Origin of the sequence: Mergibacter septicus, from assembly GCF_003265225.1 — a bacterium.
In the GTDB taxonomy this organism is placed as follows: Bacteria; Pseudomonadota; Gammaproteobacteria; order Enterobacterales; family Pasteurellaceae; genus Mergibacter; species Mergibacter septicus.
This window is the reverse complement of record NZ_CP022013.1, coordinates 909,357-931,185: the sequence shown is the minus strand read 5'-3', so window position 1 is coordinate 931,185 and position 21,829 is coordinate 909,357. Positions and strand designations below refer to the sequence as shown.

At 33.5% G+C, this 21,829-nt stretch carries 17 protein-coding genes and 2 pseudogenes; 11 read left to right on the top strand and 8 right to left on the bottom strand.

The genetic code is table 11. The features are described 5' to 3' along the window. Window positions 1–2: 2 nt before the first annotated feature. The 6 genes from leuC to fdrA (CEP47_RS04365) all read right to left on the bottom strand — a co-directional run bounded on the left by leuC (window position 3) and on the right by fdrA (CEP47_RS04365) (window position 8,459). Window positions 3–1,409 (bottom strand): 3-isopropylmalate dehydratase large subunit, encoded by a 1,407-nt coding sequence (leuC, locus tag CEP47_RS04390; RefSeq protein WP_261920984.1) that lies wholly within the window; start codon window positions 1,407–1,409, stop codon window positions 3–5. Between the two features lie 29 nt (window positions 1,410–1,438). Continuing rightward, window positions 1,439–2,515: a 3-isopropylmalate dehydrogenase gene (gene leuB, locus CEP47_RS04385; protein ID WP_261920776.1), complete on the bottom strand. Its 1,077-nt coding sequence runs from the start codon at window positions 2,513–2,515 to the stop codon at window positions 1,439–1,441. Continuing rightward, window positions 2,515–4,071, bottom strand: a complete 1,557-nt coding sequence (leuA, locus tag CEP47_RS04380; RefSeq protein WP_261920777.1) for a 2-isopropylmalate synthase — start codon at window positions 4,069–4,071, stop codon at window positions 2,515–2,517. The genes leuB and leuA overlap by 1 nt, the downstream gene beginning before the upstream one ends. Before the next feature lie 486 nt (window positions 4,072–4,557). Next, window positions 4,558–5,466 carry a carbamate kinase gene (locus tag CEP47_RS04375; RefSeq protein WP_261920778.1) on the bottom strand — a complete coding sequence of 303 codons (909 nt, stop codon included), beginning with the start codon at window positions 5,464–5,466 and terminating at the stop codon, window positions 4,558–4,560. A gap of 54 nt (window positions 5,467–5,520) precedes the next feature. Then, window positions 5,521–6,771: a YlbE family protein gene (locus tag CEP47_RS04370; RefSeq protein WP_261920779.1), complete on the bottom strand. Its 1,251-nt coding sequence runs from the start codon at window positions 6,769–6,771 to the stop codon at window positions 5,521–5,523. A 26-nt stretch (window positions 6,772–6,797) separates the two neighbouring features. Continuing rightward, the gene (gene fdrA, locus CEP47_RS04365; RefSeq protein WP_261920780.1) at window positions 6,798–8,459 is read right to left on the bottom strand and encodes an acyl-CoA synthetase FdrA; all 1,662 of its coding nucleotides are present in this window, start codon (window positions 8,457–8,459) and stop codon (window positions 6,798–6,800) included. A gap of 261 nt (window positions 8,460–8,720) precedes the next feature. Between fdrA (CEP47_RS04365) and CEP47_RS04360 the strand changes: the two genes are divergently transcribed. From CEP47_RS04360 to CEP47_RS04330, 7 genes are all read left to right on the top strand, one after another. Then, window positions 8,721–9,878: an MFS transporter gene (locus tag CEP47_RS04360; protein ID WP_261920781.1), complete on the top strand. Its 1,158-nt coding sequence runs from the start codon at window positions 8,721–8,723 to the stop codon at window positions 9,876–9,878. Window positions 9,879–9,898: 20 nt separating this feature from the next. After that, complete coding sequence (locus CEP47_RS04355; protein WP_261920782.1) at window positions 9,899–10,600, top strand: DUF2877 domain-containing protein; 702 nt, start codon at window positions 9,899–9,901, stop codon at window positions 10,598–10,600. Window positions 10,601–10,713: 113 nt separating this feature from the next. After that, window positions 10,714–11,946 (top strand): Nramp family divalent metal transporter, encoded by a 1,233-nt coding sequence (locus CEP47_RS04350; RefSeq protein ID WP_261920783.1) that lies wholly within the window; start codon window positions 10,714–10,716, stop codon window positions 11,944–11,946. A gap of 11 nt (window positions 11,947–11,957) precedes the next feature. After that, on the top strand, window positions 11,958–13,193 hold the full coding sequence (locus CEP47_RS04345) for a YlbE family protein (protein WP_261920784.1): 1,236 nt from the start codon (window positions 11,958–11,960) through the stop codon (window positions 13,191–13,193). A 3-nt stretch (window positions 13,194–13,196) separates the two neighbouring features. Continuing rightward, window positions 13,197–14,711: an acyl-CoA synthetase FdrA gene (fdrA, locus tag CEP47_RS04340; RefSeq protein ID WP_261920785.1), complete on the top strand. Its 1,515-nt coding sequence runs from the start codon at window positions 13,197–13,199 to the stop codon at window positions 14,709–14,711. A 6-nt stretch (window positions 14,712–14,717) separates the two neighbouring features. Then, window positions 14,718–14,891: a hypothetical protein gene (locus CEP47_RS04335; protein WP_261920786.1), complete on the top strand. Its 174-nt coding sequence runs from the start codon at window positions 14,718–14,720 to the stop codon at window positions 14,889–14,891. A gap of 105 nt (window positions 14,892–14,996) precedes the next feature. After that, a complete protein-coding gene (locus tag CEP47_RS04330) occupies window positions 14,997–15,920 on the top strand; it encodes a LysR family transcriptional regulator (protein ID WP_261920787.1) in 924 nt (307 codons plus the stop codon). 17 nt (window positions 15,921–15,937) lie between these two features. Here CEP47_RS04330 and cls read toward each other — a convergent pair whose 3' ends face one another. Together cls and sixA are read right to left on the bottom strand one after the other, a co-directional pair. Next, window positions 15,938–17,389 (bottom strand): cardiolipin synthase, encoded by a 1,452-nt coding sequence (gene cls, locus CEP47_RS04325; protein ID WP_265482681.1) that lies wholly within the window; start codon window positions 17,387–17,389, stop codon window positions 15,938–15,940. A 217-nt stretch (window positions 17,390–17,606) separates the two neighbouring features. Beyond that, complete coding sequence (gene sixA / locus CEP47_RS04320) at window positions 17,607–18,077, bottom strand: phosphohistidine phosphatase SixA (RefSeq protein ID WP_261920788.1); 471 nt, start codon at window positions 18,075–18,077, stop codon at window positions 17,607–17,609. Window positions 18,078–18,356: 279 nt separating this feature from the next. On the opposite strand from sixA, the gene pyk reads away from it, so the two are divergent. The 4 genes and pseudogenes from pyk to CEP47_RS04300 form a co-directional block, all read left to right on the top strand. Beyond that, complete coding sequence (gene pyk / locus CEP47_RS04315) at window positions 18,357–19,796, top strand: pyruvate kinase (RefSeq protein WP_261920789.1); 1,440 nt, start codon at window positions 18,357–18,359, stop codon at window positions 19,794–19,796. Between the two features lie 93 nt (window positions 19,797–19,889). Beyond that, window positions 19,890–20,375, top strand: coding sequence for a tRNA (adenosine(37)-N6)-threonylcarbamoyltransferase complex ATPase subunit type 1 TsaE (gene tsaE / locus CEP47_RS04310; RefSeq protein WP_261920790.1), 486 nt, complete (start codon window positions 19,890–19,892; stop codon window positions 20,373–20,375). Window positions 20,376–20,431: 56 nt separating this feature from the next. Continuing rightward, a pseudogene (locus CEP47_RS04305) lies at window positions 20,432–20,770 on the top strand (AMIN domain-containing protein); the annotation flags it as partial. Window positions 20,771–20,884: 114 nt separating this feature from the next. Next, window positions 20,885–21,620, top strand: a pseudogene (locus CEP47_RS04300) (N-acetylmuramoyl-L-alanine amidase); the annotation flags it as partial. Between the last annotated feature and the right edge of the window lie 209 nt (window positions 21,621–21,829).

Below are 21,829 nucleotides of genomic sequence, written 5' to 3'. Positions count from 1 at the left end.
CCTTATAATAATTCGATTTGTCTTATATCAGTAAATTTACCAAAAACAGCCGCAGCCGCAGCCATTGCAGGACTGACTAAATGGGTTCGACCATTTCGTCCTTGTCTACTTTCAAAATTGCGGTTGCTGGTGGAGGCACAACGTTCCCATTCACCTAAACGATCATCATTCATTGCTAAACACATTGAGCAACCGGGTAATCGCCATTCAAAACCAGCTTCAATAAAAATTTTATCTAGTCCTTCATCTTCAGCTTGTTGTTTGACTAAACCTGAACCGGGTACTACTAGTGCTTGAACACCAGCTGCTACTTTTCGTCCTTTAACAACAGCTGCGGCAGCACGTAAATCTTCAATTCTAGAGTTAGTACAAGAACCAATGAAAACTTTATCGACAGTAATATCTTGTATAGCGGTTTCTGGTAATAATCCCATATATTTTAATGCTTTTTCTGCCGATTGTTTTTCGATTGGATCAGACATACCAGCAGGGTTTGGTACAGCTTGATCAATTGCCACAACTTGCCCCGGATTTGTTCCCCAAGTAACTTGTGGTGCTATTTCACTGGCTTCTAATGTGACTACTGTATCAAACTCAGCACCTTCATCGGTATATAAAGTTCTCCAGTAAGCTACGGCTTGTTCCCATTCTTCACCTTTAGGGGCAAAAGGTCGTTCTTTTAAATAAGCAAAAGTGGTTTCATCGGGAGCAATTAATCCAGCTTTTGCTCCCATTTCGATTGCCATATTACATACTGTCATTCTGCCTTCCATTGATAAATCTCGGATTGCCTCGCCACAAAATTCGACAACATGCCCTGTACCACCTGCCATAGTCGTTTTTCCAATGATCGCAAGAATAATATCTTTAGCGGTAATTCCCGCTGCAACTTTCCCACGGACTTCAATTTTCATTTTTTTAGCTCGTGCTTGTTTTAGCGTTTGTGTTGCTAAAACATGCTCGACTTCAGAGGTACCAATTCCAAAGGCTAATGCACCGAAAGCTCCATGCGTTGCGGTATGAGAATCACCGCATACAATGGTCATTCCGGGTAAAGTTAATCCTTGTTCAGGACCAACAACATGGACAATTCCTTGATTTTTGCTTTTTAAATCATAGAGAGAAATATTATTAGCTTGGCAGTTCTTATCAAGTTCTAATACTTGAATTCTAGCTTGTTCTCCACAGGCTGAAGGATCACGACTTTGGGTCGATATACTGTGATCCATAGTGGCAAATGTTTTATTCGCCTGTCGAACAGATCGACCAGCAACACGCAGTCCATCAAAGGCTTGAGGAGAGGTTACTTCATGCATTAAATGACGATTAATGTATAAAATAGGCGTTTCTCCTTCAGCTTCATAAACGATATGCGAATCAAATAATTTTTCGTAAAGTGTTTTTTTCATCATTAATCTCCTATGACGGGCAAGATTGATTAAATCGCTGCGGCAATTAAATCGCCCATTTCTGTTGTTGAAATAGCGGGGTTGTTATCAGCCAAATCAATAGTACGTGCACCATTCGCTAAGACGGTTTGTACTGCTGTTTCAATGGCTTGTGCTGCGGCTTCTAAATTAAAACTATGACGTAACATCATGGCTGCACAGAGGATTTGTGCAATAGGGTTAGCAATCCCTTTTCCCGCAATATCTGGTGCAGATCCGCCTGCAGGTTCATATAATCCGAAACCTTGTTCATTTAAACTTGCAGAAGGCAACATTCCCATTGAGCCAGTAATCATTGCACATTCATCGGAAATAATATCGCCAAAAATATTAGAGCAAAGTAACACATCAAAAAATGCAGGCTGTTTAATTAACTGCATGGTTGCATTATCAATATAAAGGTGATCTAACTGAACATCTGGGTATTCTTGAGCAATTTCTGTTACCACTTCACGCCATAGAATTGAACTGGTTAATACATTTGCTTTATCCACTGAAGTAAGGTGTTTTTTTCGTTGCTGAGCTGTTTTAAAGGCAATTCGAGCAATGCGTTCAATTTCATAACAATGATAAACTTCTGTATCAAATGCTTTTTCTGTTGCACCTTGACCTTCTCTTCCTTTGGGTTGACCAAAATAAATACCACCAGTTAATTCTCGTACAACAACCATATCAAAGCCTGTGTTAGCAATATCTGCACGCAATGGACAGAATTTTTCTAATCCTTTGTATAAGGTTGCTGGACGTAAATTACAGAAGAGAGAAAAATGTTTCCGTAGTGGTAATAATGCACCACGTTCAGGTTGTTCTTGAGGTGGTAAATGTTCCCATTTTGGTCCACCGACTGAACCAAATAGAATGGCATCAGCATTTTCACATCCTTGTAGTGTGATCTCAGGTAGTGCTTTACCGTGATTATCGATGCCTGCACCACCAATATCATAGTGGTGGTAATTTAGTTTAAAATTAAACTTTTTCTCAACTTTAGCAAGTACTTTTAATGCTTCAGCCATCACCTCAGGGCCAATGCCATCACCTGCCAATACAGCAATGTTGTAAGTTTGCATTATAACGTCTCCATTTTTTGTCTTTTTTCTTTAAAATCATCTACTTGTTTTGCTCTATAAATTGCATTAATTGCATGGATCAAGGCAAGTGCAGAAGCCTCTACAATATCTGTTGCTAAACCGACACCATGGAATCGGCGTCCTTTATATTCAACAACAATATCGACTTGCCCTAATGCATCTTTTCCCTCTCCTTTAGCACTTAATTTATAATTGCGAATATTTAAATCAAGTTTTGTTATACGTAAAATACAGTTATATACGGCATCAACTGGTCCATTGCCTGTTGCAGCATCTAATTGTTGTTCTTGATCTAACATCAATTGGACTGAAGCGGTGGCAGGTAAGTTACTTACGGATTGAACTGAAATAGTTTTTAACTTTAAGCGATTATTTTCGCCTTTTTGCATATCAATAAAAGCAAGGGCTTCTAAATCATAATCAAAGACTTGCCCTTTTTTATCGGCAAGTTTTAGGAAGTTACTATATAATTTATCTAGATCATAATCTGTTTCACTATATCCCATTTCCGCCATATGACTTTTAACCGCTGCACGACCAGAACGAGCGGTTAAGTTTAATTTTTCTTTTTTCAAACCGATACTTTCTGGCGACATAATTTCATAGGTATTGGCATTTTTTAACATACCATCTTGGTGGATACCTGAAGAGTGAGAGAAGGCATTGCTACCAACAATGGCTTTATTCGGTTGAATTGGCATATTACAGATTTGACTGACCATTTGGCTGACACGATAGATTTCTTTAGGATTAATTTTGCTATCAATACCAAAAAGATCCTGACGGGTTTTTAATGCCATAACAACTTCTTCTAATGAACAATTTCCGGCACGTTCGCCAATACCATTAATCGTACACTCAATTTGCCTTGCACCATTTTGGACAGCAGTCAACGAATTGGCGGTTGCCATACCGAGATCATTATGACAATGTACAGAGATTATCGCCTTATCAACATTTGGTACTCGATTCATTATCTGATGAATGATGTTGCCAAATTGATTTGGTAGGGTATAACCAACGGTATCTGGAATATTAATAGTTGTTGCACCAGCATTAATAGCAGCTTCAACAATGCGACAGATATTATCAATTCCTGTACGTCCTGCATCTTCACAAGAAAATTCAACATCATCAGTATATTTTCTTGCATGTTTAACTGCATGGACAGCCATTTCAACGACATCATCGAAATGCCGTTTTAATTTTGCTTCAACATGTAAAGCCGAGGTTGCAATAAAAGTATGGATACGAAAGGCTTCAGCGACTTTTAATGCTTCATAAGCCGCATCAATATCTTTTTCAATCGCACGTGAAAGGGCTGCAACCCGAGAATTTTTGATATGTTTAGCAATAGTTTGCACTGATTCAAAATCACCTGCTGAAGAAATAGGAAAGCCAACTTCCATAATATCTACGCCTAAACGTTCTAAAGCAAAAGCAATTTGTAATTTTTCTTTGACGGTTAAACTTGCGCTTAAAGCCTGTTCACCATCACGCAAAGTGGTATCAAAAATAATGACACGGTCTTTCATTGCATTTTCCTCTTAAAGTTATGTTTATCAACATAAAATAGTTATAAAAAAACCCGCTATAAGTGCGGGTTTGTTGATGTTGTGATTGCAAGTTTATTTTTTTCTTCCACAATCAAACCGCACATACTAAATGAGTGCATAGTAGGAGGAGTGATAAAGAAGAAAAAATCATTTTCATAAAAAATTCCAGTTAATTAATTTATAGTAAAGTATATTGATTTTTCTTCATCTTACTTAATTACCTTAGGATGTCAACGAATAAATTTCTGTTTTTTGGTTAAAATATAGAAAATATTTACAATTAAATAGAATAATATTCTTTTATTATCTATGAATTGTTATTTTATTCTAAATTTGTGTTTTTATGTAGTATATTTGTGATGAAAAAATATTGTTTGAAAAAATAGTATGCTGTGATTAAATTTTAATTATTATGCTGAAATAAAGGACAAGATTTTTTAGAAAAACTTGTCCTTGCGATAAGTATTAATTAATGATTAAAGTACCCGATTTTCCCTTGAGAGCTTGATTTGCTAAATTTAGGTCAGTAATAATCGCTTTTCCATCAGGGGTTTGTTGGACAAAATTAATGACAGCATTTACTTTTGGTTGCATTGACCCCGGATCGAATTGATAAGTTGCTAATTCAGAGGCGGTAATTTTGGTTAATTTAGTTTGATTTTCTTTCCCCCAATTAAGATAGATACCGTCACCATCTGTTAGGATTAAGAAGTAATCAGCCTTAATTTGTGTAGCTAATAAAGATGCTGTGGCATCTTTATCAATAACACAATCAATATTGGTAAAAATGCCATCTTGTTTGGCAACAGGAATACCACCGCCTCCAGCGCAAATAACGATGTTATCGTTATCCAAAGCAGTACGAATAGCCGAGCTTTCTCTGACGGCTAAAGGTTTAGGAGAGGCAACTACTCTACGATAAAAGTTACCATCAGCTTTAATTTGCCAATGATATTTCTTCGCTAATGTTTCAGCTTGTGTTTGGTCGTAAACTGCACCAATAAATTTGGTTGGTTCGATAAAAGCTAAGTCATTAGGATCCACTTCAACGTGAGTAAGAATGGAGGTAATGGGCTTATCACAAATTTTTTGTAATTCTTGAACAAGCATTGTGGCAATCATACCTTGTGTTTCAGCCACTAAACAGCTCAATGGATAAGCAGGAACTGCCGAATAAGCTTCATTTTGTTGTGCTAGTAGCCCCACTTGTGGACCATTTCCATGAACAATTGCAATTCGATATTCTTTAGTCAATTTTCCGATAGCATCTGCAGCGATACGGATATTTTCAAGTTGATTTTGGTAAGACATTATTTGTCCACGCCTTAATAAGGCATTTCCACCTAAAGCAATAACAATGGTTGGTTTTTTCATTGTAATAGTTTCCTTTTATTAGCTATTAATAATCGCAAAAATGATTTAAGTAGATTAATTTAATTTTTTTGCTAAGGCTTCAAGTGCTTTTTCAAAACAAGCAAGTGGTACTCTAACTGTTCCTGCACCAATTTGTCCGATCCCCGCTTTTTTATGTGCTATTCCTGTATTGATAAGAGGTGTAATACCTGTTTCAATCACTCGACGTATATCTAATCCTAGACAACATCCCTTAAAATCCCAGGTTGGAATTTGTAGCATTTCGTTATTATCAAGGTAGATTTCACTCATTTCATCAGAGGTGTCTAATGCTGCATTAAACCCACCAGCTCCAACAAAGCGAGTAACTCCCGGCGCTGCAATCATTGCTGCACCACCAATACCAAATGCTTCGGTAATGGCACTATCGCCAATATCTGGATTTGCGTCAGCTTGATCATAACCTGTAAAAAATAGGCCTTGAGGAGTATTGACGGGAGCGGTAAACCATTGATCACCTAATCCGCTTACTTTTATGCCAAAATCTTTGCCATTACGAGATAGTGCCGTTACGATAGAGCCCTTTCCAATTGAGGCAGCAGCATCCATTACAGATTTAGCATAAGCCATTGCAAGGTTTAGGAAGAATTGATCGGTTACACTTAAGAAATCCATTACTCGGGTTAATATGGATCTTTCACGTTGTTGCTGCATAATTTTAGGGGCTAATATTTTGGCGAGTAATGCTGAAGCAGCAATGTTTCGTTGATGAAATTCATCACCCATTGTAATAGCTTGAGCCATAATTGCAGTAAGATCTATGCCATCAGTATCTTCTAAGGCTTCGTTTAAAACAGGTGCTAATTCATCTCGCATCCATCTTAGGCGTTGTTGAACATCAGCACCATAAGCACCGAAACGCATTACTTTGCCTATACCTTCGTTGAGATTGCAAAAAGCTAAATTTTGATGTTGTGTATTTTTAACAATATGCACAGGCATTGTAGCTGAGGTAATACCTCCCATAGGTCCAACGGCATGGACTTGATGACAAGGAATAAAGGTAATTTCACCTGTTGATAGTAGTTCAATTGCTTGTTCTTCAGTTGTCGCCCAATTTTCATATAAAGTAGCTCCAATACAAGCTCCTTGCATTGGACCAGTCATTTCTTGCCATTCAATTGGTGGACCAGCATGCAGGAGTACTTTTCCTTGGTTGAGTTCAGGGATTACCTCTTTAGCTAATTTAACGCCGATCCAGAAAGGACGAGCAGTTTTGATTTTTGTAATAACTTCTAGATTTGCTTGGTTAATATCATATTTCATTGTGTTATTCCTTATTTTTATCGGGATTAAGAGAGTTTTGCTAATAATTCGATCATTTTCTGATTGCCACCTGCAATAGGTGCCCAACGAAAATGAATTGCTTCTGCTTGGCAATTTAATAAATCTTGAGCAAAGTTATTTAGACCAATGTTGATGATTTTAGGTTGTTTTAATAAAGTGTTTGTTTTGCTAATTTGGTCTTGTGGTTTGGTATGAATTAAACCAACAGCAAGTTCAACAGCCTCTCTAATATTGTTAGCAATAATAATTTCGGCTTCGTTGAGAATTTGAATTTGTTTTTGACGAGATTGAGGATCTTGATCTGTACCTGTGATTGTTGCTATCACAATAAAATCTTGTTGACGTTGTTGGCGTAAGCGAATAATTGCTTGTGTAATCGCTCCAGCAGGATCGATATGTCCACCAAATCCAAGAACAATATCAACTAAAAGAATTGAAAACTCAGTATCTTTTAATTTTTCGATCTGATCTGTACGAGTAGAAGGGTCTATCATTGGATGCGGTCTGCCAAGCGTATAAAAATCATCGCCTAAATCAATGATCATATGCCCTTTTGCATTAAGCATAATTCCCTGATGATGGCTATTGTCTACTTGTAAATTGAGCGCTTCTGCCATCAGAATCGCACATTCTGTAGCAAGAGTACCTCCTGTATATAATCCATAGATTTTTCCTTGATACAAAGAGGTCTTCTGAGAAGTGATAATCCGCTGTATTTTGGCAAGCATAACAGCTTTTTTGGCTGCTTCATCAAGAGTGTAAGCGAGTTCAACGCCATTACCTAAATTTTGTTGTGTTGGCCTGTGACCAAGAAAAATGGCAATCACAGGTTTAGTCAAAGATTGCATTTTTTGAATAATTTTTTCTTTAACAGATGGTGAAGGTGGTTTTGAAACGAAAGCAATGACTTTTGTTTTAGTATCCTGATTGAGCATATCTAAAGCAATTTCAGCACTAATTCCACCAATCTCTTCGGATAGATCTCGTCCGCCTAAACCAAGAGCATGAGAAATACCTTCTCCTTGTAAGACAATTTGAGAACATAACTCTTGGATACCAGTTCCAGAAGCACCAACTATTCCAATACAACCTTCAGGTACTCTATTGGCGAAAGCTAATGGAATACCCGCAATAATAGATGTTCCACAATCGGGTCCCATAACAATTAAATTGTTTTCTTTGGCTTTAAGTTTTAACTGACGTTCTTGTTCTAAGGGAATATTATCAGAGAAAAGCATAACATTTAGCCCTTTATCTAAAGCTTGATGTGCTGTATCAGCTGCATATTCTCCAGCAATAGAAATGAGAGCGATATTAGCTTGTGGAAAAATTTTGGTTGCCCTTGTCCAGCTGCGTACAGTTGGTAATGTTTTACCTTTGGAATGGTTAGCAAGATTGGTTAATTCTTGATCTAAAGCTTTTTCTACTTCTACTATAATAGAATCATTATGCTCTTTTGTATTTATTGAGATACAAATATCATTTGGTGTTGCATTATTAAATATATCATGCCATAGCCCTGTATTTTTCAGTAGTTCTTTGTTTGCAGGTGTTCCCATCATAACAGAGACTTGTTCTACACAATTCATGCTAGATAATTTTTTAGAGATAATCATCAAGCTAACAGAATCTTGAAAACAATTTGGTTTGATCGCAGCTGTTATCATTCTTTTCTCCTAAATTAAAGTATTTATTATCTGGATAATAAATTCGTAGATAAGTGATTATATTTAACCTTTGTAAGCATAAAATCCATTCAGAAATTAATGTTTTAATTATTATTAAAAAAAATTAAACAATATGGTGTTTTTTATTAATTAATTCTATATTATTAAAGAACAGTCTATTTTGTTTTAGATAGAACTAATTAAATTTGATATTATGTGCTTATACATAAAGCAGTATGGTTTTATATTATAGGGATTATAATGAAGAATAATGGTGTTAGCTGGGTAAAGTTATCATTTATTTTTAGTTTTGGTTGGGCTTTGATTTATTTTGATCGGGTAATGTTAACACCAGTAATAAAATATGTTCTTACGGATTTTAATATTTCTATTAGTGAGGTTGGAATAATATTTAGTATTTTTTTTCTTGGTTATACATTGCTTCAAATACCCGGTGGAATATTGGCTGGTAAATTTGGAATAGAAAAAATAATTAAGATAAGTTTTTTAGGATTAGCAATTATAAGTTTATTAAATGGATTGGTTACTAGTTTTTATTTTTTTATTATCTTAAGATTTTTAGCTGGCGCTTTTGAGGGGATTTATTATGGTCCACAGTTTTCATTATCTTCTAAATATGTGGTAGGAAAATATAAAACATTTGCTACTACTATAATAAATAGTGGTATGTCAATAGGAATTATACTAGGTAATACGATCCCTGTTTTATTAGTTGATAATTATTCTATTGATTATAAATTTTTGTATTTTATAGTATTTTTTATCTCATTATTTTTAGTTTATTTGTTAGGTAAAAATATACCAGTTATCCAAGATGGATATAAACATAATCAGTTTAAAGTTAATAAAGAACTTATAAAGATATTTTTTATTTCATTTTCATCTTTATATGCTTTCTTTCATTTGTTAACCTGGATTCAGGTTTATTTGTCAGAGGAAAAATTAATATCAACAAGTATTATTTCTATTTCTATTTTATTAATATCAGTGATTTCTATTTTTAGTTCTTTGATTTTTTCTCTTTTAGTTGATAAATATAATGCAATAGGTGTTTTTATTAAATTTCTTTTATTTTTTACTGTTATATCTATTTGTATTTTTGTATATAGTGATAAGTTAAATGTTTTAATATTTTCATTAGTAATGTATGGTATTTTTGGTAAGATGGCATTGGATCCTATATTAATAGTCGCTGTATCGAAATTAAATACAAATAATAACTTAAGTACTACATTATCTATTTTTAATTTTGTAGGATTATTAAGTTCAATTATTGCACCTTATGTGGGTGGAAAAGTACTAGAATATACGGGATCATTAGATATGAGTTTTATGTTTTCTGTGGTATTGTTATTTATTGCTTTTGGTGTTTCTTTTTCTTTAAATAAGTATGATTAAATTTTCTTTATGGTGAAAAGATGTATAAAAAAGATAAAAATTTTAAATTAGATTGTACTTATCAGGTTGTGAGTATATTTAATAATGTTATTAATTTAAGATATCAAAATAGAATTTATTCTATTTTTAACCAGAAAATAAATAAAGCACCATATTCATTAATTGTAGATGGTGATTACTTTTTAAAGCTTAAGTATTCAAGCAATAAAACAATCTTTATTCCTAATTTAGACGTAGAGGAATTTAGTTGTTATCTTGAAAATCATAATAAGTTAATAGAATTATCCTGTATTGAAAACAAATTGAAGAGTTTAAATAGAGAATTTGGATTAATTGAAATTGCATTTCAAAACAGAAGGAAAGATGGAATATTAAAAGATTTATTAGGATTAGGTATTGGTTTAACACCAAGTGGTGATGATTATATTGTAGGTTATATGGCTGGTTATTATTCACAGCATCAAGGGATATTACCAGAATTTAGATTATTAGCAAATTTATCTCAAAGTAAAACAAATGAGATTAGTGCCAATTATTTAAATAATGCAAGTAATAGATTATTTAAACAAGAAATACTTGATGTGGTAAATAACATTAGTGATGAAGACTGTATTAATAATTTATTAAATATGGGATTTTCTTCTGGTCAAGATATTCTTTATGGAATTTATGATTATTTTAAATGTTATGATTTTAAACAGCGAATAGGAGGGCTTATTTAGAGTTTTATATGATTATTGAAAAAAGGTTTTATTTATTACTTTAAAAAATTAATTTAAATTGGGTTTTAACTTTGGTTAAAATTTTAAAAATTAATCAATGGGAATTATTAATTATGAATGCGTTAATAAGAAAAATTAAATCTAGTGGGCCAGCAGCAATTATAACAAGTGCATTTATTGGTCCAGGAACAATAATAGTTTCTACTAAAGCAGGTATTGCTTTTGGATATAGTTTGATTTGGGCGGTTATATTTGCCGTTATTTCATTGATGTTTTTAATGGAAATGGCATCAAGAGTAGCAATCATTACTAAACAAGATCTTATTCAAGCAACAATTAATGTTATTCCAAATAGTATTATTTGGAAAAGATTTATTCAAGGTTTAATGTTACTTGCCGTTTTAACTGTTTGTTTCGCATTCCAAGCAGGTAATTTTTCTGGTGGTTCATTAGGTTTAGCCAATGCATTAGGTCTTGAACAGAAATATGTTGTTATTTTAATGACTATGATTGTGTTACTTATTACTTTATTGGGTTCTAGTCATTTATTAGAGTTAATAATGAAGTTATTTGTTGGCTTTATGGGAATTGTGTTTGTAATTACATTTCTTTTTATTCAACCTAATGTATTTGCTATATTAAAAGGGGTTATTCCAAATATTCCTGAAGGAGGATATGTATTAACTTTAGCATTAATAGGCACTACATTAATTGGTATTAATTTAATTTTACATTCTATTACTTCGAAAGATCGTTGGAGTAAAGAAACTGATTTAATTGAGGCTAAATGGGATATAGGTATTAATATTCTTATTGGTGGATTAATTACATTTTCGATTGTTGTTACCAGTGCAACCGTATTGCAAGGTACAAATATCACGGGTAATCCAGCATTGATGTTTACTCAATCATTAAAACCAGTACTCGGTGATTATGCTAGTTTGTTAGGAAATTTAGGACTGTTTGCTGCAGGCTTATCTTCAGCAATAGCTATTCCATTTACATTAAAGAAAATTACTACTGGGGTTTTTCAGTTTAAAGATGGTGCTCAGGGAAGAAAAGCGAATATTTTAGCAATTATTGCTATTCTTTTTGGTGCAGTTCTAGCCATTATTGGTAAAAATCCACAACAGATAATTATTTTAGCTCAGGCAACCAGTGGTTTCTTTTTACCATTGATTACAATTTTAATTTTAATTGTTACAAATAATAAGCAAGTATTAGGAAGATATGTCAATAAACCATTGCAAAATGTTGTTGGTGGGTTAGTTGTGATCTTGACTTTAGCATTAGGAATACAAGGGATACGTCAAGCAGTTATTAATTTTTTTAATCTGTTAGGATAGAAGGAGTAAATATGTTAAAAGCAAATAAAGAAGCTATTACTAGAATGGCTCAAGCAGATCCTATCTTGGTGAATATTAAGCAGGCAAAAGATGTATTAAAAGGATTTAGTAAAAATATCTTTTTACATGCAGGACCGCCGATTGAGTTTGAAAAGATGTGTCCGCCGATGAAGGGTGCAGTATATTGTGCATTGATTAATGAAGGTTTTGCAAAAGATATTGAAGAAGCTAAAGAAATAGCTGTAAGTGGTCAGATTATTTATAAGCCTTGTCATGAATTTGGGGTTGTTGGTCCGATGACTGGTTTAACGACTTGGTCAATGCCGCTTTGGGTTATTGAGGATAAAAATACTCAACAACAAGCTTATGTTAATGTGAGTGAAGGACAAGGGGTAGGATTGCGTTTTGGCGAATATAGTCAAAAAACACTGCAGCGATTGAATTGGATTAAAGATGTTTTTATGCCAATTTTTCAGAAAATTTTACAACAAGATGGTCCTGTAGATTTAGCTCCTATTATGGCACAAGGTCTAGCGATGGGAGATGAATTACATATGAGAAATATTGCAACAACTTCATTAATATTAAAGCATTTTTCTCATGCGATAGGAAAATATGCTGGAGAGCATACGGCTGATATTCTGCGATTTATTTCTATTGGTAATGATCAATTTTTCCTTAATTTAGCGATGGGAGCGAATAAATTAATTGCAGATATGGCAGATGGTATTAGAGGATCAACTATTGTTACTGCTATTGCTCGAAATGGTGTCGAAGTTGGTATTAGAATTAGTGGTTTAAAAGGAAGATGGTTTACTGCACCAGCACCAATGATAGAAGGATTATATTTTCCCGGCTATACCGAGAAAGATGCTAACCCAGATTTAGGTGATAGTGCCATTATGGAGGTTGGTGGATTTGGAGGATGTGCAATGATTGCATCACCAGCTATTATTAAATTTTTAGGTCATGATACGGTAGATATTGCCCATACTACTACAAATAATATGTATAAAATTGCTGCTAGTACAAATCCTAAATATCAAATTCCTATTTATGATTTTAAAGGCATCCCTTTGGGACTTGATGCGATCAAGATAGTTGAAACAGGAATTACCCCAGTATTGAATACTGCGATAGCTTCTAATAAAGCTGGAGCTGGTATGGTGGGGGCGGGGATGTCAACGGTGCCTTTAAAACCTTTTGAAGACGCTTTATATGCATTGGCAGATGAATTAGGAATATAAATTATGTTAAAGAATATTGTTATTAAAAATAGATATTATGATTCAGCAACATTAATGTTACTGACAAACAAAGTAAAAGAGAGTTTAGGGTTGAACCCTGAAGACATTGCTATAATGATGGCAACCGAAATGAATAAGCGAATTATAGCTGAATCGGCATTATTAGACCAAATAGGAGAAAATGCAAACCCTGGTGATGTTTTAATTGCAATTCGAACTGAATTAGAACAAGAAAAAATATTGGAATTAATTGAAAAGACATTAAGTCAGAAAAACAATAAGAAATTAGAAAAAAATAAAGCAGTTACTTCAATACAAGAAGCATTGGCATTATATGATAATGATATTAATTTTGCGGTTATTTCTTTGCCCGGTTTATATGCAGCAAGAGAAGCTAAAAAATTATTAAATGCAGGAAAGCATATATTATTATTTAGTGATAATGTAAGTATTGAAGATGAAATTAATTTAAAAAACTTAGCTATTGAAAAAGATTTATTAATGATGGGACCAGATTGTGGTACAGCTATTATTAATGGTGTAGGGTTAGGTTTTGCCAATAAAGTTAATAAAGGCAATATTGGTATTGTTGCTGCGTCAGGAACAGGTTTACAGGAAGTTGCAACAATTATTTCTAATCACGGTGGGGGAATATCTAATGCCTTTGGTACAGGGGGGAGAGATATTCAGGATATTGTTGGTGGTAAGATGATGTTGTATTGCCTAGATTTATTAATTAAAGATAAAAATACAGATATTATTGTTATAGTATCTAAACCTCCACAAGCAGAGGTATTAAATAAAATTAAAGAAAAATTGCGAGAGGTTAATAAAATAGTTATTGCTTGCTTTTTAGGGGCAGATCCTGAGATTTTCAAAGATTCAAATATTATTTTTTCCCCAAGTTTAGCTGGTGCAGCTAAAAAGGCATTGGAAGCAAATGGAATAATGATTAAAAACGATTTTAATATAGAAAAAATATCTGAAGAGCTAAATAGAAATAACCGGCAGTTTAAATATATTCGTGGAATATATTGTGGTGGAACATTAGCGTATGAAACATTATTAATGCTAAAAAGTAATGGTTATACAGTTTATTCTAATTTGTCTAAAGATAAGGATAAAAAGTTAACCAGCAAACAAAATTCAAGAGAACATACTGTAATAGATATGGGGGATGATGAATTTACCTTAGGAAAACCTCATCCGATGATAGATCCGATCCAGCGAAGTGAAAGATTTCTTCAGGAGGCATTAGATAGTAATGTATCTATTTTACTTGCAGATGTTGAATTAGGATATGGTTCCAATGATTCTGCTGCTGAAATTTTATGCAAAGATATTGAAGCAATTTATCAGCAACGCTCAGATATTGTTATTATCGTTATAATTTGTGGTAGTAAAGATGATTATCAAAATTATGATGAGAAAAAACAATTATTTGAGAAAGCAGGTGCTATCGTAGCACCATCTAATTCAGAGGCGGTAGAGCTCGCAATGACAATTTTAAAAGGATAGAAAATTATGTCTATTTTAGAAGTTAAGCAATTAAAAGTATTGAATGTAGGGCTAGAAATTCTTGAGGATGCATTAAAAAAACAAGACGTTGAGGTTATTCAAGTTAAGTGGAAGCCAGAAGCGAATGGTAATATAAGATTATTAGAAATTATTGATAAATTAAAGGAATTAGATATATAGCATTATTTTTTAAAGGAAATTATGAGATGGGAATAAACGAAAGTATCTATTATAATTAGTTTATTCCTATTATTTTTTATTATAAGTAATATTTGTGAGGTAGTGATGTCAAAATTTGATCTTGAGACAATTAAAACATTTTTGACAGTAGCTCAGTTACAATCTTTTAATTTGGCTGGAAAAGAGTTACATAAAACAGCTGCAACTATTACTTATCGTATTAAATCTTTAGAAAATCATTTGGGTATGTCTTTATTTAAACGTAATACACGTTTAGTCCAGTTAACCAAAGAAGGGGAACATCTACAATCCAAATTAAAAAATATTTTAAATGACTTAGATCGATTAGAAGATGAATTAATCCAGTTGAATCAAAATATTGAATTAGAATTTGATATAGCAATTAATAATTTATTGTATGATTCTAAAGCGGTAACCCAATTATTACATTATTTAACTACCACTTATCCTAAAACAACATTTCGTTTAAGACGGGAAGTCTATAATGGCGTATGGAGTTCATTATTAGCTGAGAAATCTCATTTTGCGATAGGAACACCCGGAGCTAATTCAATTAGCAGTCGTTTTGATTCAATTTCTATGGGAGAAATACAGTGGGTATTTGTTGCTGCTCCACATCATGCCATTCGACAGTATCATGGTATTTTACCTGATAGTATTTTAAAGCAATATCTTGCCATAAATATAGAAGATACGAGTACTTATATCCGTCGTCGGAAAGCTTGGTTATTAAAAGGTCAACAAGAGCTAATTGTGCCAAATATTGAAACAAAATTAGCACTGCATATTGCTGGTGTTGGTGTTGGTTTTTTACCTTATCCAATGGTGAAACCATATTTAGAATCTGGTCAATTAATTAGTCGGCAAGTTATTAACTATCGTAGTAATTCTGCTTTATCATTTAGTTGGAATAAAAGTGAAAAAGGTCGGATTATGACTGATATAGAAAATATGATTAAAAATAATCATCCGTTATTAATGGCATTTTGTTGTCATTTAGTGAAGTAATTGATCATTGAACATTTTTATAATAATGGACTAAAAAAGAAGAAGAAGTGTTCTAATATTCGGTGATAGAAAGGGCGTTTTTGCCATTGTTTTAAATTTAAACTCTCGGTTTTTTGTAGATATTGGCAATGTAGTTGAGATATTTCATTGGCAAAAGAAGGATCTTCAACAATAGTTGTTACTTCTAAATTTAGTGTAAAACTTCTTACATCCATATTGACTGTACCAACAAGGACTAAGCGATCATCAATTAAGATGCTTTTTGTGTGGAGTAGATCGTTATTAAATAAATGTATTTCAATACCAGCTTTTAACAATTCTTCAAAAAGCATTCTACTTGCCCAATGCACCATAATTGAATCACTTTTTTGAGGTAAGATAATATCTATTTTTACCCCTCTAAGTGCTGCAATATGTAATGCTTCTAATATTGTTTGACTTGGTACAAAATAAGGTGTGGTAATTGAAATTGAGCGTCGAGCAGCAAAAATAGCAGTTAGCAAAGATTGAGACATAAGATCTTCAGGAAATCCCGGTCCAGTCGCTAAAACTTGTACTGCGTGTGAGTTATCTTTTTCTAGAGGTAAATATGTTGTGTTAGGAATGTTGAGTGGTAGGGAGGTATTGCTTTCAATTTCCCAATCCCAAGAATGAAGAACATTTAAGATTGCTGAAACAGGCCCGTTAATTCTAACCATCAGATCAATCCATTGCCCTACATTCGCAGTTTGTTTGAAATAATTAGGATCTACCATATTCATACTGCCGGTATATGCAATTTGATTGTCAATTACAACGATTTTTCTATGCTGACGTAGATCTAAGCGTTGTAGAAAAAAACGAAAAATATTGACATGAATAGCTTCTTTAATGTTAATCCCAGCATTATTTAAACGTTGGTAAGAGGTGCTACGAAAAAAAGTACGGCTGCCTACCGAGTCAAGTAGAATATTGATTTTTACCCCACGTTGTACCGCTATTAATAGTGCTTCTTCTACTTCATTAATTAATCCACCTTGTTGCCAGATATAAAAAACCATATTGATACTTTCTTTAGCCTGTTGAATATCATTAATTAAGCTGCGGAAAATCTGTTCTGGTGTTGAGAGAATATGAAGTTCATTGCCGACAATACAAGGAATATTAAGTCTCTGGCTACATAGCTGAAAAAGTGATTTGTAGTATAAACTTTGTTCTGTTTCTACTAAGTTTGGGTGTTTATAGAGTTGAGATAACCAGTTATTGTATTTAGGTGCTAGGTAGCGAATTTGTTGTGCACGTTGTTTTCCTAGGCGGATTTCTCCTAAAAGTAAATAGGCTAGAATGCCTACGATAGGGATAAGATAAATAATTAAAATCCAAGATAATGTAACAGAAATTGATTGTTTTTTAGTTAAAATTCGCAGACTAATACTCAGCGAGAATAACCAAATTAATGACGGAAAAATATATTGCAAAATATGATTCATAAGTGGAGATTCTAATAATTACAACATGAAAGAATGAATAAGATAAATGTATAGAAAATGTTACTGATTTGTTGATTAAAGTTTATAAAAAATTAATAGTTATCTATTATCTGTCATCTTTTTCTAAAGATTATTAGATTTATTTTATATAACAAACTAATAAAGAAAAGTAAATATTTTAATGTGTAATAATATTCCTCTAAAGGATTAAATTTAACTAATTGGCGTGTTTAACCTCAATTAGTTTTGCGCTTTCATTAGGATCACCATTCCAGTCTAGAATAGCTAATGTTGCGGTAGAAAACCCAATATAATTATTTACGCCTAGGCTAGAAGCAAGGTATTCAACTAGCGGTAGATGAGAGATAAGTAAAATAGTTTGAATACCTTTAGTGGATAGTGCATATAAATAGTCAACCAAGACTTGTGGATCTCCATAGGGAGTGAGATCTGCTGTAATTTCAATTATTGGAGAGGGCTGAAAGTCAGCGGTTTGAGTTAAATATTCAACTGTTTGCTGTGTTCTGGTATAGGGACTCACTAAAATATAGTGTGGAATAATGCCTTGCTGTTGTAAATAAATAGCTTGATTTTTAGCTTGTTGTATTCCTTCTTCACTAAGAGTTCTTGCTGCATCTTTGTGTGAAAAAGTGACGGCTTTACCATGTCTCATAATAATAATTTTCATTATATTTTCCTGTTATTTATTAAATTTAATCTTGAGTTTGATATTATTTAACCGTTTATTTGAAAATAATTTGTCTTTGTACTTCAAAATTTAATTTAAGCCAAGAAAATTTTCAATAATGTGATCTCGATCTTACTAAGAAATAGTCGTATAATATCCACCTATTTTATTTCTAATGTTAGTTTTATTTTAAGTAAAATAGGTTAACAACACTATCTTTTTTATTATTACTAAAATACTTACACTTGAAAGTTGAGTGTGGAATTATGGAGCAATTCAATGTCGAGAAGATTAAGAAGAACCAAAATTGTTACTACTCTAGGACCTGCAACAGATCGTGGCAATAACTTAGAGAAAATTATTGCAGCGGGTGCTAATGTTGTACGCATGAACTTCTCACACGGTACAGCAGAAGATCATATCCAACGTGCAGAGAAAGTACGAGAAATCGCAAAAAGACTAGGTAAACAAGTTGCATTATTAGGCGATTTACAAGGACCGAAAATTCGTGTTTCAACTTTTAAAGATGGTAAAATCTTTTTAAATATTGGTGATAAGTTTGTATTAGATGCAGAATTGCCAAAAGGCGAAGGTAATCAAGAATCAGTTGGTCTAGATTATAAAACCTTACCACAGGATGTTGTGCCAGGTGATATTTTATTATTAGATGATGGTCGGGTACAGTTAAAAGTATTAAGTACAGATGAAACAAAGGTATATACAGAAGTAACTGTTGGTGGACCTTTATCTAATAATAAGGGAATCAATAAGTTAGGTGGTGGACTTTCAGCAGCGGCATTAACTGAAAAAGATAAAGCGGATATCCTTACCGCAGCAAAAATTGGTGTAGATTATTTAGCAGTTTCTTTCCCACGTAATGGGGAGGATATTCATTATGCACGTCGCTTAGCTCAAGAAGCTGGTTTAAATGCAAAAATAGTTGCAAAAGTAGAGCGAGCTGAGACCGTTGCCACAGAAGCAGCGATGGATGATATTATTCTTGCTTCAGATGTAATTATGGTTGCACGTGGTGATTTAGGTGTTGAAATTGGTGATCCTGAATTAGTTGCAGTACAGAAAAAATTAATTCGTCGTACACGTAAATTAAACCGTGTTGTAATCACAGCGACTCAGATGATGGAATCAATGATTAGTAATCCTATGCCGACTCGTGCGGAAGTGATGGATGTGGCAAATGCAGTATTAGATGGAACTGATGCGGTAATGTTATCAGCGGAAACAGCCGCTGGTCAGTATCCAGCTGAAACTGTAACTGCAATGGCAAAAGTTTGCTTAGGTGCAGAAAAAATGCCAAGTGTGAATGTTTCTCGCCATCGTATGGATGTTGAATTTACTTCAATTGAAGAATCCGTAGCGATGTCAGCGATGTATGCAGCTAATCATATGAAAGGTGTTGCGGCAATTATTGCAATGACCAGTACGGGGTTAACAGCACGTTTAATGAGCCGTATTAGTTCAGGCTTGCCTATTTTTGCACTTTCTCGTAATCAAGAAGCATTAAATTTATGTGCATTATATCGTGGTGTTGTGCCTGTATTTTGTGATGAAATGAGTCGTACAGTAGAAGGTGCAAGAGCTGCAATTCAAATTTTGAAAGATAAAGGATATTTAATCAGCGGTGATTTAGTATTATTAACACAAGGTGATGAGTTTATTGCTGGTGGTACTAATACTTGCCGTACTTTAGTAGTAGATTAATTTTTTCTTAATATAGATATTTTGTTCCAACAGCCGTTTTTCGCATTAGTAAGCAGCTGTTTTTTTATGTTTAATTTTTAAAAGAGAAATATTATGTTTAAAACTTTTTCAATGTCTGTTAAAGATGAATTTTTTATGCTCGAATTTGGGAGGCGTTTGAGTCAAATCCTTTCACAATTTTCAGAAAATATTGTTATCTATTTGAACGGGGATCTCGGTGCTGGAAAAACAACACTGAGTCGAGGAATTATCCAATCGATGGGGCATCAGGGTAAGGTTAAAAGTCCGACTTATACTTTAGTAGAAGAATATTCATTGGCTGATAAAATCGTTTATCACTTTGATTTATATCGTTTAAGTGATCCAGAAGAATTAGAGTTTATGGGGATTCGAGACTACTTTCGACCTAATACATTAGGTCTATTAGAGTGGGCTGAAAAAGGGTTGGGAGCAATTCCAACAGCAGATTTAGTGATAGATATAGCTTATGATGGCACAGGGCGTAAGCTATCCTTATTTGCTCATTCAGAACTAGGTCAGCAAATTATTTGCCAATTAGATGTAGATCACGCAAAATAGCCACTCAAAAATTTAAAGATAAATTGTGTTGAATTTTATAGGTTATTGAGACTGAAATGAAAAAGTTGTTATTATCATTTTTCTACTTACTTATTTTATTATTAGGTTGTTTTATGCCAACAGCTTTTGCTGCGACACTTAATTCTATTCATTTAGAACAACAAGATAAGTCAACAGAGATTCATTTAAGTTTTAGTTTACCCGTCAAATATAGTTATTTTTATTTGAAAAATCCCGATAGATTAGTAATAGATATTGCTAATAGCCAAATGGTGAAACCACTTTTACCTAAACAGAATGCTAATCAGCAGAGCAGTGTAGAAAAAGTGAGGATATCCAAACCGCCTAAGACGACTACATTACGTATTGTGGTGGATTTGCGTAAAAATGTACAAGTTCGTTTTCAGCATCGAAACAAGAATGGTGGTAATCCTCGAGATAATATTGTTATTATCTCCGTGCCAGATCTTGCTTTGGGAAAGACGAATCAATCCTCTAAACTGACACAAATCACTTCTATTAATCAGGCGAAAAAAGTTTCTACACCTCGCTATACTAAATTGGTGGTAACGATCGATCCGGGGCATGGAGGGAAAGATCCCGGAGCAATCGGTCGGGTTTTACATCTCAAAGAGAAAGAGGTAACGTTATCCATTGCTAAAGAACTAAAAGCATTGCTAGATAAAGATCCTAATTTTACGGCAGTGATGACCAGAGATAGAGATGAATATATTTCTGTACAAGCTCGTTCAAGTATTGCACGTCAACATAAAGCAAATTTTTTAATTTCAATTCATGCAGATTCAGCCCCTAATAGTCAGGCAAAAGGAGCGTCAGTTTGGGTTTTATCTAATCGGCGAGCAAATACTGAAACGGCTCGTTGGTTAGAAGATCAAGAAAAACAATCTGAATTACTTGGTGGTGCAGGGACAGTATTATCCGATCATAATGAGAAATATTTAGACCGTACCGTACTTGATTTACAGTTTGGGCATTCGCAACGTGTTGGATATGAATTAGGTAAATCAGTTTTAAATAGTTTCGGCAAAATAGCACGTCTAAGTCATAAAACACCACAGCACGCAAGTTTAGGGGTATTAAGAGCACCTGATATTCCATCGATTTTAGTTGAAACAGGATTTCTCAGTAATAAAATTGAGGAGAAAAAATTAAGTTCTCTAGCGTATCGGCGACAAATTGCTAAGGCTATTTATCAAGGTTTGGTTGAATATCGCAAGCATAATCTTAATCTATTTTTAATTCCTGATACTCAATCTTCAACAAGTATGTATCATCAAGTGAAAAAAGGAGAGACGATGAGTGCAATTGCTCGTCGTTATCATTTAAGTTTAGGGCAGTTGCAAAAATTAAACCCTCATATTAAAAATGGTTATATCCAAGTTGGACAAAAGATAAAAATAGCAGATTAATAATTCTTATTGTATCAATTTGAG